The 17,125-nt window shown below is 63.1% G+C and carries 16 protein-coding genes and 1 pseudogene; 2 read left to right on the forward strand and 15 right to left on the reverse strand.

What is annotated here, in order from left to right; all coding sequences use genetic code 11:
* Positions 1–32: 32 nt before the first annotated feature.
* From AC56DV_RS00440 to AC56DV_RS00455, 4 genes are all read right to left on the reverse strand, one after another.
* Entirely contained in the window at positions 33–3,008 is a 2,976-nt protein-coding gene (locus AC56DV_RS00440; RefSeq protein ID WP_496312348.1) for a TonB-dependent receptor, read from the reverse strand.
* 74 nt (positions 3,009–3,082) lie between these two features.
* Positions 3,083–4,288 carry a BT3233 family polysaccharide utilization protein gene (locus AC56DV_RS00445; protein ID WP_496312349.1) on the reverse strand — a complete coding sequence of 402 codons (1,206 nt, stop codon included), beginning with the start codon at positions 4,286–4,288 and terminating at the stop codon, positions 3,083–3,085.
* A gap of 9 nt (positions 4,289–4,297) precedes the next feature.
* A complete protein-coding gene (locus tag AC56DV_RS00450) occupies positions 4,298–5,704 on the reverse strand; it encodes a glycoside hydrolase family 88/105 protein (RefSeq protein ID WP_496312350.1) in 1,407 nt (468 codons plus the stop codon).
* 201 nt (positions 5,705–5,905) lie between these two features.
* Positions 5,906–6,604 carry a FadR/GntR family transcriptional regulator gene (locus AC56DV_RS00455; RefSeq protein WP_496312351.1) on the reverse strand — a complete coding sequence of 233 codons (699 nt, stop codon included), beginning with the start codon at positions 6,602–6,604 and terminating at the stop codon, positions 5,906–5,908.
* Between the two features lie 153 nt (positions 6,605–6,757).
* Between AC56DV_RS00455 and AC56DV_RS00460 the strand changes: the two genes are divergently transcribed.
* Positions 6,758–7,498: an SDR family oxidoreductase gene (locus AC56DV_RS00460; RefSeq protein WP_496312352.1), complete on the forward strand. Its 741-nt coding sequence runs from the start codon at positions 6,758–6,760 to the stop codon at positions 7,496–7,498.
* A 27-nt stretch (positions 7,499–7,525) separates the two neighbouring features.
* Here the strand turns inward: AC56DV_RS00460 and AC56DV_RS00465 are convergent, their stop codons facing one another.
* Together AC56DV_RS00465 and AC56DV_RS00470 are read right to left on the reverse strand one after the other, a co-directional pair.
* A complete protein-coding gene (locus AC56DV_RS00465; RefSeq protein WP_496312353.1) occupies positions 7,526–8,518 on the reverse strand; it encodes an alpha/beta fold hydrolase in 993 nt (330 codons plus the stop codon).
* Positions 8,519–8,568: 50 nt separating this feature from the next.
* A complete protein-coding gene (locus tag AC56DV_RS00470) occupies positions 8,569–9,267 on the reverse strand; it encodes a dienelactone hydrolase family protein (protein WP_496312354.1) in 699 nt (232 codons plus the stop codon).
* Between the two features lie 134 nt (positions 9,268–9,401).
* Between AC56DV_RS00470 and AC56DV_RS00475 the strand changes: the two genes are divergently transcribed.
* Complete coding sequence (locus tag AC56DV_RS00475) at positions 9,402–10,283, forward strand: LysR family transcriptional regulator (protein WP_496312355.1); 882 nt, start codon at positions 9,402–9,404, stop codon at positions 10,281–10,283.
* Positions 10,284–10,295: 12 nt separating this feature from the next.
* Here the strand turns inward: AC56DV_RS00475 and AC56DV_RS00480 are convergent, their stop codons facing one another.
* The 9 genes and pseudogenes from AC56DV_RS00480 to AC56DV_RS00520 form a co-directional block, all read right to left on the reverse strand.
* Positions 10,296–13,289 carry a sensor histidine kinase gene (locus AC56DV_RS00480; protein WP_496312356.1) on the reverse strand — a complete coding sequence of 998 codons (2,994 nt, stop codon included), beginning with the start codon at positions 13,287–13,289 and terminating at the stop codon, positions 10,296–10,298.
* A gap of 435 nt (positions 13,290–13,724) precedes the next feature.
* On the reverse strand, positions 13,725–13,925 hold the full coding sequence (locus AC56DV_RS00485; protein WP_496312357.1) for an Imm30 family immunity protein: 201 nt from the start codon (positions 13,923–13,925) through the stop codon (positions 13,725–13,727).
* The gene (locus AC56DV_RS00490) at positions 13,925–14,155 is read right to left on the reverse strand and encodes a hypothetical protein (RefSeq protein WP_496312358.1); all 231 of its coding nucleotides are present in this window, start codon (positions 14,153–14,155) and stop codon (positions 13,925–13,927) included. The genes AC56DV_RS00485 and AC56DV_RS00490 overlap by 1 nt, the downstream gene beginning before the upstream one ends.
* A gap of 25 nt (positions 14,156–14,180) precedes the next feature.
* The gene (locus tag AC56DV_RS00495) at positions 14,181–14,588 is read right to left on the reverse strand and encodes a hypothetical protein (RefSeq protein ID WP_496312359.1); all 408 of its coding nucleotides are present in this window, start codon (positions 14,586–14,588) and stop codon (positions 14,181–14,183) included.
* A gap of 466 nt (positions 14,589–15,054) precedes the next feature.
* On the reverse strand, positions 15,055–15,288 hold the full coding sequence (locus AC56DV_RS00500; protein ID WP_496312360.1) for a T6SS immunity protein Tdi1 domain-containing protein: 234 nt from the start codon (positions 15,286–15,288) through the stop codon (positions 15,055–15,057).
* Between the two features lie 2 nt (positions 15,289–15,290).
* Positions 15,291–15,701 (reverse strand): GAD-like domain-containing protein, encoded by a 411-nt coding sequence (locus AC56DV_RS00505; protein WP_496312361.1) that lies wholly within the window; start codon positions 15,699–15,701, stop codon positions 15,291–15,293.
* Between the two features lie 170 nt (positions 15,702–15,871).
* Positions 15,872–16,285, reverse strand: coding sequence for a hypothetical protein (locus AC56DV_RS00510; RefSeq protein ID WP_496312362.1), 414 nt, complete (start codon positions 16,283–16,285; stop codon positions 15,872–15,874).
* A gap of 133 nt (positions 16,286–16,418) precedes the next feature.
* The gene (locus AC56DV_RS00515; RefSeq protein WP_496312363.1) at positions 16,419–16,631 is read right to left on the reverse strand and encodes a hypothetical protein; all 213 of its coding nucleotides are present in this window, start codon (positions 16,629–16,631) and stop codon (positions 16,419–16,421) included.
* A 210-nt stretch (positions 16,632–16,841) separates the two neighbouring features.
* A pseudogene (locus AC56DV_RS00520) lies at positions 16,842–17,020 on the reverse strand (IS481 family transposase); the annotation flags it as partial.
* Between the last annotated feature and the right edge of the window lie 105 nt (positions 17,021–17,125).

Genomic DNA, 17,125 nt, shown 5'->3' on the forward strand with positions numbered 1-17,125 from the left:
GGAGGCTGGGGGCTGCGGTGTTGCGGGCTGGCTTAGAACTTGTAGCGCAGGCCTGCCAGGAACTCGCGGCCGGTGACGTTGTTGACCACCACGCTGTTGCGCGCGCGGCTCACGAACTGGTCGTTCGGCTCGTTGGTCAGGTTCACGCCTTCCAGCGTCAGGTCCAGTTTTTCGTTGACCTTGTACGAGAACGAGACGTCGACGTTGGTGGACTTGTTCTTGCCCTCGACGTCGTTGTTGTTCTGGCCGGGCACGCGGGTGACGAAGGAGGCGCGCTGCGAGGCCGACAGGCGGGCGCTGAATTTGCCGTCGTCATAGTACAGCGTGGCATTCCACGAGCGCGGCGACAGGTTCAGCAGGTCGTCGGTGATGGTGGCGTTGCCGGTCGGCGAAACGAGGTACTCGATCTTCGACTTGACGAAGGTGTAGTTCAGCAGGGTGCCGAAGTTGCGGCCCCAGGCCGGCAGGAAGGTGAACGGCTGTTGGTAGTTCAGCTCGAAGCCCTTCAGCTTGCCGCCGTCGGTGTTCACCGGCGCGGTGACCTGGAAGATCTCGTCGCCGTTGAAGTTCGATGGCAGCAGCGACATCGGCAGGCCGGTTTCCTTGAACGGCACGTTGGTGCGCAGGCTCTGGATGTAGGTGCCGATGTTTTTCTGGAACAGGCCCAGGCCGAGGAAGGCGTTCTTGTCGAAGTACCATTCGAAGCTGCTGTCGAAGGTCTTGGCGCGGAACGGTTTCAGCAGCGGGTTGCCACTGGTGATGGACGGCGTGCCGGTGGTGGCCACGGTGCCGCCGGGCGACAGGTTGTTCAGCTGCGGACGGGTCATGACCTTGGCCGCCGCCAGGCGCACGATGAAGTCCTTGGTCAGGCTGGCGGCCACGTTGAAGGACGGCAGCACGTCGGAGTAGTCGTGCTCCACGGTCACTTGCGAACCGCCGCCGGCCGACTGGTAGCCGGTGGTGCTCAGGCCGGTCTTGACGTAGCGCGCGCCGAAGTTGCCGCGCAGCGGGATGCCGGCCAGTTCGTGGTTGAACTCGCCCATCAGGTAGAAGCCCTTGTCCTCTTCGGTGACGGAGCGGTTGTTGCCGCGCGCGTTGCCGTTGGTGATGGAGGACAGCGTGAAGTCGCCGGGACCGCCCGCCGGGCCGCTCTTGATGCAGTTGCAGTAGATGTCGTAGGCCTTGGCGATGGCGTTCAGGTCCGGGATCACCCACGAGGTGGCGGTGCCGGCCGGCAGGTCCTGGCCTTTGCCGAAGCCGGTGACGGTGGTCATCAGGCTGGACATGCTGGTGCCGGCCGGCGGCGCGAAGATGGTGTCGCCCTGGTTCACGCGGCGCGACTCGTAGGAGTCGAAGCTGTACTTCTTGTAGTTGACCCCGCCCTTGAAGCTGAGCTTGTCGCTGGCTTCCCACACCAGGTCCAGCTGGCCCACGTCGTTGGTGTTGGTGGCGCCTTGCGGACGGATGCGGATTTCGCTGGTGGTGGTGTTGGGCACCGAGGCTGGCTGGGTGCCGCTGGCCACCTGCGGCACGCCGACGATGCCCATGGCCGCGCCCGGGTTGGCCGGATCGAACGGGTAGCCGATGGCTGGCATGCGGTCGTTCTGGCGGAAGTCGATGGTGTAGCCGTTGACGTTCAGCGCGTCCAGCGTGGTGGTGGTCTGCACCGGGTTGCGGAACTTGGACTTGGCGCTGCCGACCTTGGCCAGCAGGCGCAGCGAGTCGCCGATGTCCTGCTCCAGCGTCAGGGTGGGCTGGGTGAAGGTGGTGGACAGTTCGTCGAAGCGCGATTCGGCGCGCACGTCCACGCCGTTGAATTTACCGTACAGCAGCGAGCCGTTGGGCGCGAACTGGGCTTCCACCACGCTGGTCTGCGGCTTGCCGCCCTGGGTGGCGGTGCGGCTGAAGGAGATCGCTTCCAGGAAGTCTTCCTGGCGCGTGGCGTCCAGCTTGGAGTACAGCATGTCGAAGGTGACCAGCGAGCCGCGCGCCGGACGCCATTGCACCGACGCGGTCAGGCCCAGGCGGTCCTGGTCGTGGGTCAGGCGGCCGTAGCGGGGCAGGCGCGGCACGAAGTTTTCGGCCTTGCTGGCCTCGGCGTAGGCGGCGCTGGCGGCGGCCGATGCCGGCAGGCGCGGCACGCCTTGCGCGGCCGGGCCGCAGGTGGTGGCGGTGGAGTTGCTCGGGTTGGCAGGGGTGACGCCCATCGGCGCGCACCAGCCGCCGGACGAGGGGCCGTTGTCCCAGCGCACGGTGGAGAAGCCTTCCTCCAGCACCTGGCGCTTGGAGTAGGCGCCCGACACCAGGAAGCCCAGCGTGCGGTCGGCGTTGGTGTTGGAGACCATGAAGCCGACGCGCGGGTCGGTCTTCTTGGCCAGGTCGTTGTACTTGCCCTTGGCCATGACGGTGGCGTTGAAGCCTTTCAGGTCGAATGGACGCATGGTCTGCAGGTCCACCGTGGCGCCCAGCGAGCCTTCGTCGATGTCGGCCGAGGAGCTCTTGCGCACAGTGAGGGAGTTGAACAGCTCGGACGGGAAGACGTTGAAGTCGAAGCCGCGCGAGCGGTTGGCGCCGCCGGAGCTGTCGGTGCCGCCGGTGGTGGCCAGGCCCTCGATGCCGTTGATGCGCACGCGGGTGAAATCCTGGCCCAGGCCGCGCACCGTGATGCTACGGCCTTCGCCGGCGTCGCGGTCGATCACCACGCCGGGCACGCGCTGCAGCGACTCGGCCAGGTTGGTGTCGGGGAATTTGCCCATGTCCTCGGCTTTGATGACGTCGACGATGCCGTTGTCTTCACGCTTCTTGTTCAAGGCGCTTTCCAGCGCCGCGCGCATGCCGGTCACCACCACGGTGGCGGTTTCCTGCGCCGCCGGGACGGGCGGCGTGCTTTGCGCGTACGCCGGGGCGTAGGCTGCGCTGACGGCCAGGGCCATCGCGCTGATCGATGTGGAACCTGCCAGGCGCACGTTGAAGCGGCCCGGCCGGCGTTGTTGTTCGCTGTTGTCCATACTTGTCCCTGTTAATTTTTTGTATTGAGTACGACTGCTGCGGTGCTGCGGTATTGCTTTGCTTCTTTACCTCTTTACTGTTTCCAGGTGACCCGCACCGGGTTGCGCGCGCGCGCCGCGGTGGCGCGCACATAGGCTTCCCACTGCGCCTGCGAGGTGATGTCGCCGGAGCGCTCCCAGGCGCCGCCCGCGTAGTACGTCAGCGGCTGGCCCGAGGTGGCGTTGGCCACGATCAGTTCATTCAGCTTGTCCTCGGTGTACTCGGTGGCGCCCGGCAGCACCACGGCCACGCCGAAGGCGCCCTTGGTGGCTTGCTGGATCCACTGCAGCAGGGCCGACGAGTCCTTGTCCTTGGCCACGGCGATCTTGGGCGCTTCGCCCTTGTCGGTGGGCGTCTTGTTCAGGCCGATGGCGATGGGCAGCGTCTTCGGGCCGGCGAAGGTGAAGGTGCTGTCGATGCGGTCCATGTAGTGGCCGGCGTCCACCGTGAAGCGCTTGACCTCGGTGACCGGGGTGCCGGCCGCGTTCCAGGCCGCGTAGTGCAGCTCGAAGATGGCGCGCACCGGGCCGTTGGCCAGCACTTTCCAGGTCGAGTAATTGCTGCTGGTGTACAGGGTGCCGCCCAGCCACACGCCGGCGCCACCCGCGCCGCGCGACTTGCCGACGTTGTACATGTCCATGCCCTCACCCTGGTCGTAGTGGTAATGGTCATGGCCCTTGTTGTACCAGCGGTCGATCACCGGGTAGTTCACGCGCTTGAACCACAGGTCCAGGCCGCTCGTCTCCAGCACTTCCTTGCCGCTGCCCGGTTCGGCGGGCGCGGCCAGCGCCGGGCCGTAGGTGCGGTGCGCCAGCTTGTCGTTTTCCCAGGCGAAGTCGTCCAGGCGTTCCTGCACGTAGCGGGCCGACGCCTTGCTGGGGAAGGGCGGCGCCACGCCGTCGGTGGTTTCGATGGTGTAGGTGGCGGACTTCTCGCCGGCCGCGAAGCTGTGCTGGAAGATCAGCTCGCCGTACGCCAGGCCTTCATTCTTCGGGTCCTTGGCCAGCGGCTTCAGGTTGGTCACCTGGTGCGGCACCACGCGGCCGGAGGCGTCCTTGACGGCCAGGCGCTGGATCAGCGCGCCGGGCAGCTGGCGGTTGACCTCGGTCCACGGGATGGTCACGGTTTCCGACGGGCGGGCGATGTCCAGGTCGTGGCTGAGCTTGACGGTGAAGCCGGCGCCGTGGGCCAGCGAGGAGGCCAGCAGTCCGGCCAGCAGGGGCGTGATGGTGGGTTTCATGGGGTCTCCTTAGTGGTGTTCGCGGTAGTCGGTCTGGCCGGCGGTCTTCGGCATGTAGTGGTAGGTGCGCACGCGGTGCTCGACGGCGATGTTCGGGTTCTTGAGTAGCTTGATCATCTCCGCGCCGGCCAGCAGGGTCGGGCCGTAGCCGTGCAGCGCGTTCACGCTGGTGGGACGGTGATAGTAGTAGGTCTGGTCGCCGGCCAGCGTGGTGCCCACGCAAATGCCTTCGATTTCACCCTTGGCCGTCACCTTCGACACCAGCCCGGTCCAGCCGGCCTGCGCCACGGAACCGTAGGTGGTGGGGCTGATCCAGCCCTGGTTGATGGCGTGCGCGATAACGTAGACGAACATGGCGCTGGCCGAGGTTTCCAGGTAGGAGTCGTTGCGGTCTATCATCTGGTGCCACAGGCCGTTGCCCGATTGCAGCTCGGCGATGCCTTTCAGGCTCGCGCGCAGCTGGGCCAGCACTTTCGGGTAGCCGGGGTGGTCTTTCGGCAGCACGTCCAGCAGGTCGGACATGGCCAGCACCGCCCAGCCGTTGGCGCGCGCCCAGTAGAAGCGCGGCGCGTCCGGGATGTTGGCGTGCCAGCCGTGGGTGTACAGGCCGAGCTGCGGGTTGAACAGGTAGTTCGACATTTGCAGCGTGTTTTTCACGGCGTCGTCGAAGTGCTCGCGCTTGCCGGTCATGCGGCCCATTTCGGCCAGCGCCGGGATGCTCATATACATGTCGTCGCCCCACAGCGACACCGCTTGCGGGCGTTTGCGCGCCATGGTGCCGTCCGGCAGGCGGAACTGCTTGTTGGCCACCCAGTCGCTGCAGGTGGCGATCATGGTGCTCAGGTCCGGGCCGATCTTCAGCGCGCGGGCGCGCATCAGCGCGGCGCACATGGAGCCGGAATCGTCCAGCGCGCGCGGGTCGAGGAAGCGCGAGAAACTGTTGGCGCGTTCCAGCTTGAACTGCTGTTCCTGGGCGCGGAAGTAGGGCAGGGTGTCGGCGAAGAACTGGAAGTGGCGCCTGGTCATGTCGGTGAAGCGCTGGTCGCCGGTGGCTTCGGCGGCCTTGAACAGGCCGGCGTGCACCACGCCCATCTCGTACACCATGATGCCGTAGTCGCCGCTGCTGGGGGCGAAGATGGCGTCCTTGCTGGGCTTGCTGAAGTCGGTGATCTGGTTGCCGGTTTTCTTGTCGATCACGCGGGTGGGGGTGGACACGTCCATGTAGCCGCGGATGCGGTTCAGCACTTCGGTGATTTCGGATACCACCGGCATCTTGTACGGCACCGGGTAGGTGCCCTCGCCGGGATCGGTCAGGTTCTTGTTGTCCGGGTTGCGGTAAGGGCCTTCCGCCTGGGCGGAACCCAGCAGCAAGGCGAGGGCGGCCACACTGGCCAGCAGTTTCTTGGTGGTATTCATTTGTCTCCGTTGGCGCTGCTTTAATGATGGGTGCGTCATTTGGTCAGGCCATTCTAGTTTGGTCTGACCAAATGTGCAAGGCGGACTAGCCGCTTTGTGTGTAACAGTGGAAACGGAAGGGGGAAGCGGAGGGGGATTGCGGTACGGCGGTGCTGCGGACGCCGGCGCCGTAGCGGCGCCGGCGGAAAAACTGGTCCGCGCTTAGCCGCGCGAGAAGGTGCGGGTGACGCGCTCGAGGTGGGCGCGCATGGCCTGGCGGGCGCCGGCCACGTCGTGCGAGGCGATCGCCTCCAGCACCCGGCGGTGATCCTGCAGGGTTTGCTTGCGCAAGTCTTCGGTCTGGAAGTGCTCCTTCAGCTTGTGCCACAGCGTGCCGCGCTGGTTCCACAGGTATTCGATCACGCCCACCAGCGCCGTGTTGCCGGTGGCGCGCGCGATGGCCAGGTGGAAGTTGCGGTCGGCCAGCTCGTTGCTGGTACGGTCCTCGTGGTGCTGTTCCATCTCCATCACGGCCTTCAGGATGGCGTCCACGGCAGAATCGGTGGCCACCTTGGCCGCGATGGCGGCCACTTCGGATTCGATCAGGCGGCGCGCGGCCAGCACTTCGAATGGGCCGGGGCCCACTTCCGGCATCTCGGCCGGGGTTTCCACCAGTTCGGACACGTACACGCCCGAGCCGCCGCGCACTTCCACCACGCCGCCCAGCTCCAGCGCGATCAGCGCTTCGCGCAGCGAGGCGCGGCTCACGGTCAGCTTGGCGGCCAGTTCGCGTTCGGCCGGCAGGCGGGAACCCGGCTGGATGTCTTCATCCTTGATCAGTTGCTGGATACGAGAGGCTACGACCCGGTACAGGCGCGGCTCGGCGACAGGGGCTTCGCGCGGCGCAGGAGTTTTCTTCATTGAGTGGGCGTGTCCGAGAGAATGTGTTAAATGATGCAACGTGGGCAGATTTTAGTTTGGACAGGCCAATCTTGCAAGGCGGACAAACCAATCTGGCCGCGCCTGCGCTACACTGGCGGGCATGATCGGCATTGAAACAACGCTGGAGGTCGGATGAAACAGGTATTGATCGTGACCGGGGCCGGGCGGGGCATCGGCGCCAGCATCGCATTGCGCGCGGCGCAGGACGGCTACGCGGTGGGCGTGAACTACCACAGCGACGCGGCCTCCGCCGCCAAGGTGGTGGAGCAGATCGACGCCATGGGCGGCTGCGCCGTGGCGGTGCAGGGCGACGTGGGCAAGCCGGAGGACGTGGCGCGCCTGTTCGCCACCGTGGAGGCGCAACTGGGGCCGGTGACGGCGCTGGTGAACAACGCCGGCATCACCGGCGGGCTGGGACGCTTCATGGACGCCGACCCGGACGGCATCGCCCACGTGTTCCAGGTCAACGTGCTGGGGCTGATGGACTGCTGCCGCGCGGCCATCGCTTCCTTCCACCGCAGCGGCGTGAAAGGCGTGATCGTCAATATCTCGTCCACGGCGGCCAGCAGCGGCAGCGCGGGCGACTATGTGCATTACGCGGCCAGCAAGGCGGCGGTGGAGGCGTTCACGATGGGGCTGGGAAGGGAACTGGCGCCGGAAGGCATCCGCGTGTGCGGCGTGGCGCCGGGCATGACGCTGACCGAGATCCACGCGCGCGGCGGCGACGCCTACCGCCTGGAGCGCGCCGCGCCGGGCATCCCGATGCGGCGCCCGGCCAACCCGGAGGAGATCGCGGAGCCGGCGGTGTGGCTGCTGTCGCCGGCCGCTTCCTATATTACCGCCACCACCCTGACGGTCGGCGGCGGCAAATAGGGCGCCGGCAGGGCCGGCAAGGCTGGCTCAGGCCTTGGCGAAGGCCAGCAGGTCGGCGTTGACCTTGTCCTTGTGGGTGTCGGTCAGGCCGTGCGGGGCGCCGGGGTAGACGATCAGCTTGGCGCCCTTGACCAGCGCCGCCGAGGCGCGGCCGGCCGCGTCGATCGGCACGATCTGGTCGTCGTCGCCGTGGATCACCAGGGTCGGCTTGTCGAACTTTTTCAGGTCGGCGCGGAAGTCGGTTTCCGAGAAGGCCTTGATCGAGTCGTAGGTGTTCTTGTGGCCGCCCATCATGCCCTGCATCCACCAGGCGTTGATGATGCCTTGCGAAGGCTTGGCGCCCGGACGGTTGTAGCCGTAGAACGGGCCGCCGGCGATGTCCAGGTACAGCTGCGAACGGTCCTTCACCGAGCCGGCGCGGATGCCGTCGAACACTTCGATCGGCAGGCCGCCCGGATTGTCGGCCGTTTTCAGCATCAGCGGCGGCACCGCCGACACCAGCACCAGCTTGGCCACGCGCTTGGTGCCGTGGCGGCCCACGTAGCGCGCCACTTCGCCGCCGCCGGTGGAGAAGCCCACCAGGATGGCGTTTTTCAGGTCCAGCGCCTCGATCACGGCCGCCAGGTCGTCTGCGTAGTGGTCCATGTCGTTGCCGTCCCAAGGCTGGCTGGAGCGGCCGTGGCCGCGGCGGTCATGCGCGATGACGCGGAAGCCGTTGTTCGCCAGGTGGAACATCTGCGATTCCCAGCTGTCCGAATTGAGCGGCCAGCCGTGGCTGAACACGATGGGCTGGCCCGAACCCCAATCCTTGTAGTAGATGTCCACGCCGTCCTTGGTGGTGATGGTACTGGCGGTTTTGCGCATCGGCTTGGCGGCCGGGGCGGCTTGCGCTTCGCCGGTGGCTGCCAGCGGCAGCATGGCGGCTGCGGCGATCGCGGCCAGGCCGGCGCCGCCGGTCAGCGCGCCGCGGCGCGAGGTGTTCACTTCGTTTTCGGCCTGCTCTTGGGTCTTGGTGGACATGATGGATTCTTCCTTTTAGTGAATAGAGAGTTAAAAATCGCTGTGCTACATTAGGCAAGGTGCTGCTTGAAGAAGGCTGCGGTGCGGCCGTTGGCCAGATCGGCTGCGGCTGCGTCGTAATGGTTGCCGCCCGGGCGCGCGAAAGCGTGGTTGCAGCCGGGGTAGGTGTGCAGTTCGATGTTCGGGTTGGCGCCCAGCGCCGCGTTGATGGCGGCCTGCGCTTCCTTGCCGATGTATTCGTCCTCACCGGCCAGGTGGTACAGCAGCGGGTCCTGCACCTTGCCGGCTTCGGCCACGAACTTCTCGGTGCCGCCGCCGTAGTAGGCCACGAAGGCGTCGGCGCGGCTGCGGGCGGCGCTCAGGTAGGTGAGCAGGCCGCCCAGGCAGTAGCCGGTGACGGCGACCTTGCCGCTGGCGCCTGGCAGGGTGCGGGCGGCAGCCACGGTGGCGGCGATGTCGCGCACGCCCTTGTCGAAGTCGTAGGCGCTGTACAGGGCGAAGCCCTTGGCCCAGTCGCCTTCGCTCGCCTCGGACATGTCCAGCCCCGCTTCGGCGCGCCAGAACAGGTCCGGGGCCACGGCGATGTAGCCTTGCGCGGCGTAGTGGTCGGCGATGCTGCGGATGCCGGCGTTGACGCCGAAGATCTCCTGCAGCACGACGACCACGGGGGCCGGGGCGGAACCGGCCGGACGGGCCACGTAGCAGTTGAAGCTGCCGTCTTCTGCCTGGATGGTGATGCCTGGTTTCATCTGCGACTCCTTGGTTTTGTCGGTTGCGATGGATGCATCTTAGGGCTGAAAACGCCGCAAGGGAACGGACAAACCTGCAATGCCGCTTTGTAAAAATGCGGATCTTTCGATAGGGATAGGAAAACAAAAGACGAATGGCTAATGATTTCGACTGGAACGACATACCGCTGATTCTGTCGCTGGCGCGCACCGGCAGCATGAGTGCCAGCGGCCGCGCGCTGGGCGTGGACGCGTCCACCATCAGCCGCCGCATCGCCGCCGCCGAGAAGTCGCTGCAGCTGCGGCTGTTCATCCGCGACAATACGCGCTACCAGCTCACCGAAGCGGGCCGGGTGTTCGTGGAGTACGGCGAGGCGGTGTACGGCAATGTGCAAAGCATGCTGCTGGCGTCCTCGCGCGAGGCCGAGGCCGTTACCGGCGCGGTGCGCATCACGGCGATCGACTTCCTGTTCGACCATTGGCTGCTGCCGCAGCTGCCTTCGTTGAACGCGCAGTACCCGCAGCTGGAGCTGCACCTGCTGGCGGACAACGACAACCTGTCCTTCACGCGCCGCGAAGCGGACTTCGCGCTGCGCCTGGCGCAGCCGGGCGAGGACGCCGCGCTGGTGATGCGCAAGCTGGGCGACATCGGCTGGACGGTCTACGGCAGCGCCAAAGCCGAGCCGGTGCCGCGCGGGCAATGGGGGCAGCAGCCATGGATTATGTATGGGGACCAGCTCTCCCATTTGCCCGAGATGAATTGGATACGCAACCTCGGCCCGTGCGTGCGCGGCCCGGTGCGCGTGAACAGCCTGACCACCATGCTGCGCGCCTGCGAGGAAGGACTGGGGCTGGCGCTGCTGCCCTGCCTGATCGGCCATCCGCCGGGCCTGCGCCGGCTGGGCGAGCAGCCGGAGGTGCAGCGCGAGCTGTGGCTGCTGAGCCACCGCGACGCCGGCTCCATCGCGCGCTTCAAGGTGGTGTCGGCGTGGCTGGCCAAGCTGTATGCGGACAGCAGGGACATGATGTGCGGGTAGCCAGTTTTCCGCCTAAGCTTCCGCATACGCCTGTTCATAGGCTAGCCCAGCGGCCAGCCCCAGCGTGACCTCCACGCCGCCGCCCTGGCGGCTGGCGATGTCCAGCCGGGCGCTGATCTGCTCCGCGCGCTCGCGCATGCCCGTCAATCCCCAGTGCCCCGGACGGCCGTGCTGCCTGGTGTCGGCGCTCATGCCCTTGCCATTGTCGCGCACGGACAGCCTGAATTCGCGCTCCCCGTAGTCCAGCTCCACTTCCAGCGTGCTCGCCCCCGCGTGGCGGCACGCATTGGCCATGGCCTCGCGCGCAATGGCGTACACCTCGTCGTGCACGGCGGGCGTCAGCTGGCGCTCCTTGCCCTGCACCTGCACCGACAGCGCGAACACGCCGTCGCCGCCGTCCAGGCAGCCGCCGCTGGCGGCCATCACCGCGCCGGCGTCCTTCAATGCCTGGGCCAGGCTGCCGCCCGGCGACACGCGCAAGCCCATTACCTGGTCGCGGCCCTCCACCAGCACCTTGTCGGCCTGGGTCAGCGTCTTGTCCATCAGCTGCCGCGTGTCGCTGTCCGGCGGCAGGCGGTTGGCCACCGCCTGGAAGTGCAGGATCAAGCCGTGCAGGCTTTGCAGGAAGGTGTCGTGCAGGGCGCGCGCAATGCGCTCGCGCTCGACCAGCCTTTCATGCAGCCGCTGGCGGAACTGGCGCGTGAGCTGGCGCAGGCGCAGCTGGTGCATGCCATACGCCAGCGCCGCTGCCAGCAGCGCGCACAGGGCCGCGAACCACACGGTTTGCGTGAAGCGCGGCGCGATCTCGAACGGCTGCGCGCTGTGCACGCCGCTGGACACGCCGTCCTCGTTCACCGCCTCCACGTTGAAGCGGTAGGCGCCCGGCGCGAGATTGGTGTAGTAGGCCGTGCGGCGCGTGCCTGCATCCTGCCAGGCCTTGTCCACGCCGTCCAGCCGGTAGCGAAAGCGTACCCGCTCCGGCATGGTGTAGGTGAGGGCGGTGTAGTCGATTTGCAGCTTGTCCGTGCCGGGCGCCAGCCGCGTGCCCGCCTGCAGCGCGTGGCGCACGCCATCGCTGTGCATGCCCGTCACGTGCACGGCGGGGGCGCTGGTGTTGCGGTGCGCGCGCGCCGGCTCGAACCAGGCGATGCCTCCGGTACCGACGAACCACAGCCTGCCGCCGGCACCCGCCAGTGCGGATGGCACGCGCACGATGATGTCCGCCGCGCCGGGATAGCCGTCCGAGCTGTCCCACAGCTCGTAGCGCAGCGGCGCGGCCGGTTCCGCCATGCTGCGCTGCCAGTCGGCTGCGGTGACGTGCACCAGGCCCTTGCTGCTGTTGATCCAGCGGTCGCCGTCCGGCGTGATGGCGATGCCGGACACGTTGGACAGCAATTCCGGGTCTGCCGTCGACAGGCGTTCAAACCTGTCGTTGCGCAGCACCGCCATGCCGTTGTCGCCCGCAATCAGCGTTTCGCGCTGGACGTCGACGAAACTGACCGTGCCCAGGTCGATGCCCTGCGCCGCACCGTATTCGGTGGTCTTGCCGGGCGCTATCTGCAGCAGCTTGTTGTTTCGGTAGCCGAACCAGCTGGCGCCGCTGGCGTCGACCGCGATGAACAGCGGGGCGCGCAGGCTTTTCTGATCATTCGGCGTTATCCATATGCCGTCCTGGCGGCGGTACAGGCCGCGCCCGCCGATGCCGACCCATGTGCCATTGCGGTCGTCCGCCAGCAGCAGCACGAAATTCCTCGGGTTGTCGCCCTCGCGTAGCGGGGGCAGAGGCCATGATTCGACCACGCCGCCCTTGCGCCGCTCGATGCGTTGGTCGCCGCCGATCAGCACCGAGCCGTCGCGGCCATTGGCCACCACGTAGACGGTCTGGCCTGGGTCCTGCTTGATGGCCTGGCCTGTTTCCTCAACCTTCCATAGCGTACCCGATTCCGCGGAGACGGCCCACGTGGTGCCGTCCGCTTCCTGCGCGATCGCCAGGCGGCCCGACTCGGGCGGAAAATGGGTGGTCCGCAGCTTGTTGTGGCGCAGGCGCTCCAGACCCGCCGGGGTGCCGACCCAGATATTGCCCTCGCGGTCTTCCAGCAGGGAGTGCACGTTCAGGCTGCCCATCTGCCAGGGCTGGTCCAGCTTGTCGTCCACGCTGTTGCGCGGGAAAGCACCGCGCTGCTTCTGCCAGGTGGCTGGCAGTGTGCGGCACAGGCCGGCAGGGCAATTGCCGGTCCAGAGATTGCCGTGGCTGTCGAACAAGCTGGTATGTGCGGCGGCGCGGTTGGCCCATGGCGCGCGCGGGATGGACTGGCCGGGCGGCGCCGGCAGCGGCGTGATGCTGTCCTTGCCGATCAGCCACAGGCTGCCGTCGGGCGCATCCCGCAGCAGGGGCTCGCTGGTGGCGTGGCCGGTGGTGCGGAACTTGCGGGCGGCCCGGTCCAACAGGTAGAGGACCTTGCCATCCGCCACCCACAGCCGGCCGTACTGGTCCAGGTGGACGTACTCCGCGCGCGGGGCCGGATAGTCCCATTCCGCGCCGATCTTCTCCCATTTGCCGCCGCTGTAGTGCATCAGGCCGGAAGTGGAGGCGACCCAGATGCTGTCGTCGGACTCCACCGCCAGGTTGTACGTGGCGCCGATGGGATTGCCCGGGCCCGAGGCGAAGTGCTGCAGGCGGCCGTTGCGCAGGCGGCTCAGGCCGCCGAAGGTATAGCCGATCCACAAGTCGCCGTTGGGCAGGGCGGTGAGCGAGGTGATGCGCTTGCCCAGCAGGTTTTCGCCGGGTGCGGGCTGGAAGGGTTCGAAGTGCACGCCGTCGAAGCGGTGCAGGCCGGTGACCGTGCCCAGCCACAGCCAGCCGTCGGCGGTCTGCGCCATGGTGTCCACCTCGCGCGGCGCGCCTTCGCGGCTGGTCCAGATGTCGTGGTGGTAGCCGGTGATGGGCACGGCGGGGTCGAGCGCCCGTGCGGGCACGCCGGCCAGCAGCGTGATTGCCAACGCCAAGGCGGCGCGCAGGAAAAGTCGAGTAGAAAATATTGCCATGGACTCAATTTAGCCAGCCCCGCGCCGTCGGCGCAAGGGGAAATGCTGGGCTATGGCTTTTGGAAGAGGTTAGGGCGAGCTTCGTGCTGGCTTGGTCAGAGCACGCTTGGACGGTTCAGGTCATAGATGTCGATGTGCTCGCGCTCGAAAAGGGCTTCCATTGTTTGCGGTCCTTCACGCTCTGCGAAGTCCACATCTGCACGCCTGATATCGCATCGGGCAGCTATTCCGGTTCTGTCATGAACCGCCTTTCGCGGCGAATGACTCCAACACTTCGCGGCTGTCCTCATTGTTCTGGATACGTTTAAATAAAATGTCGGCCCATTCCGGCGCGTTGACTGATAGCCCGCGCCGCGCCGCCAGGTAGGCTTGTACGTACGGCTCGTCCGCGAACGATTAGGCTGCATGGATGATGGAGAACATCGCCTCGTGCGCTTCGAAGCGGTCGTCCAGGCAGAGTAGCAGGGGAGCGATGCATGTGGCGTCGCGGAACGAGAGCACATCCGCCACTAGCCGGTCTATCTCGTGTACCGATGCGGTCTCGTTGCGAGCCACTTCCGCCAGGATCTGCGCTATTGCGGTTTGATAAGTTTGCATTACTCAATCCCTGTGGGGACGCCGGTTCCGCCGTCCATTTTGCTGATTGCCCATTTGTCGAGGTTGCTGTACTCGCACTTCAGTTCGTAGTCGTAGTTGTTGTCGACGACGAGAAGAAGCAGCACAGGTACCGTTTCTATCTCGCCGTCCACGGCGACCAAGGATCCCGTCGGGCTAAAATCATACTGTAAAGGGGGAATTGCCATAGCCGGCATTTCAGCTAGAAACATAGACCTGTGCGGAACCGTAACGATTTTATAGGAAATCGTTTTGCTGCGGATCGTAAACTATGACGCCGTCTATCTCGCCAAGGAAATCCATCAAATAGATGATTTCGTTGGTGTATTTTTTTTCGTTATCATCTCCGACCAGAACTCTGATGCGACGAGTAACGTTTGATACATCGTGAACCTTCAAGGCGGCCGTTCGTTTCTGAATCTCTATAGAATCCTCTTTGACAACTTCGTCATCCTCATAGCTAACATTGGCATGCCATTCGCCAAAGCGCAAGTCCAATACCGTGTCGCCAGTGAATGGTACTTCCTCAAGTTCCAAAGAAAAATCTTTTTCTTTTCGGAAGTATTCATTAAGTTTGTCAGCCAATAAATCAACCGAGAGTTGCGGCGATTCTTTGCTCAAGAGTCCAAATAAAGTAAAGGCCATAATTATTTCTTCCAAGGGCCAGATGACCCGATGTCAATTTTAGTCAGTTTGTGAGTGACGGAGTCGTATCGCATTACGCTGCCGCCTGTTTGTCGGATGCTATCCAACAGCGGTGCACTAATTGACTCTGTGCGCGTCTGTAGTGACCCAGCAGAATCTGCTCAGGTTACGCGGCTAATGCAAAAGCAGCCGCTGGGGGGGCATCCGAAGCGCCTGGTGTGGGCGTTTGTGGTTGTAAATGACGTGAGCAGGAATTCAGTGGGTCGTTACATGAGACGCCATCGGCGCCGCAATCGCAACCGAGAACCAGCAGAACACTATCGGATGCATAGCTATACAGCGTCGAAACAGGCCGTTGAAACGGTCCGGTGAATCACATCAGCAACTCTGCGCCCGCCGTTTCCTTCATGTTCGTGGCTGATTTTCCTGTAACTCAAGGTCCCCACAATATGTGCTGTGACGAAAACTACACGTGCCTGCTGACATCAATGTGAAGTATTACAGGCTCGGTAATTTGCGCTAACAGTACAAGTTGTTCTTCCATCTTTACTTTAACCATACTCTCAATTCTCGGCATGCCACCCATCGCAAGAGCGGGCTCAAATGCGTACATTTCATCATTTTTCAGCCTTCCCAATTTTTTGAGGGCTCGCTTAAATAGGCCTTTCTCTTCGGTATCCTCAAAGTCTAGCGAATCCAACTTTAATGAATGAAAAAACTTTCTATGACTAGATCAGATTTTCCTTGTGGAATTCTAGCATTTGGTGGGGAAGTTGTGATGAGCGAAGAAAGTGGATCTATACGTATGTTGACGCCGCTATGTTTGCCCCATAAAAATAGTTTGCCAAACGCGCTTCGTGCCACAACTACATATTGGTCTTTCTCGAGAAGTCCGGTTCCGTCCAGCCAAGACGAAACTGCGGAGCTAAGATCTCCTGGATCTGTGCTCCAGACAAGCCCCTCGGAATATCCTCCCCAGCCGCACTGTGACCAGAATTCGACGAGGCTCGGCGGAACCGCTTCGGCGTAGCTGGTGAGTTGCAGAGGTGTTGGGTATGTTGGGTCAATTGCAGGCCCAGATTTTTCTACAAAATAGCTGAAATATTCATTCATAATTAACCTTCTAAGCGCATTTAGGAAGTTCGACATTCATCATTGTCGATCCTCTATACCTTTCGATACTTTTTGTGCTGCTTTATTCAGAGTTTTAACCCGGCTCTCTCATTGGTTTTGCCAATAGTTCAGGTGTTTTAGATAAAATCAAATCAGAATGGGCCACTAACTCAAGATGATAAAAAATCGTTTTGCTGTGGATCGTAAATGACGATTCCTTCTATTTTCCCAAGAAACTGCATCATATAAATTATTTCACTTGTATGTTCTTTATCATCGTCACTGCCGAAAACCATTCGAATGCGTCGGTCGATGCTTGACACGTCAATCGTCGAAAATTCGCTTGTCCTCTTCTGGATCTCGACTGAGTCTTCCTTGACAGTGCCGCCTTCTTCATAGCTGGCTCGTACCAGCCAATTGTCCCAGCGGACTGCCAAACTCTTAGTCTTTTTGAACGGTAGCTGCTCAAAGGCCAATGTAAATTTTCCGTCCTCCCGGAAATAGTTTTTGAGCTTAGAGGCAAGCAATTCGTTAGAGAAAGGAGGGGAGTTTTCGGTCAATAAAGCATAAAGTGAGAAGATCATATTATTCTATCTATGAACTAAATGGTCTGGTAGTCTTTCTGCTTTGCAGTCACCTCAAGGAGAGCGGGCAGGACCTTTGAGTCTATTTTTGCGAATCGGGTTTTTGTTTGCTAAATAGTCCTAATTTCAGCGTTCACTCCGCTTTTACGTAATAACGCAAGGGCACGGTCAGAAACCACGAGTTCCAGTTTTCGGATAGTGCGAAATCGTCGGCTTTAACGGTGCCATTGATTTTTAGCCATAATAACTTCGGCAACACTGCATCTGGATGGGGGTGGTGAAAGTCATCCGATGTAGATACCTGAACGTCGTCCAAAGTATATCCAGTTAATTCTGCTTCAACCATGTCTTTCGCTAACTGGGTGGTTATGATGTAACACTGAACGCTTTCGAGAATATGGTCGCCAAGCCAACCTTGACACTCGTAGTGAAGGCGTTCTACGCATCTTCCCACCCCGACTAGTTATAACGGTTCTATCGCCGAGAACGCCCGCAACTTCTGGCTCAATTGAATGCATGACGATTAGTCCACAATTTTTAGGTCGCATGCAAGGAGCGCGCGATGGGAGCGGTCCTGCACGTCGTCGCGTTTGAGGCATTTGGCGGCCGTGGCGCGGATGATGAAGACCTTCGCCGCCCTCGGTCGGACAGCCTCGAGTCCTTGATCTCCTGGCGGAGTTTCGGGGTGCTTCGGGCTTGCGGATGAATGCGCGTGCTAAGGAGGTGCTGATTTATTAGTCATCGTCGTCGCCGACCTCGATCCGAACCTGAGACAATACTGTACCGATCACTACTGCACAGCCGACCATGCAACGAAGCTTTTCTGACCTTGAGTACGCC

The organism is Massilia sp. BGA-UO-ETr-WB1 (assembly GCF_059567845.1).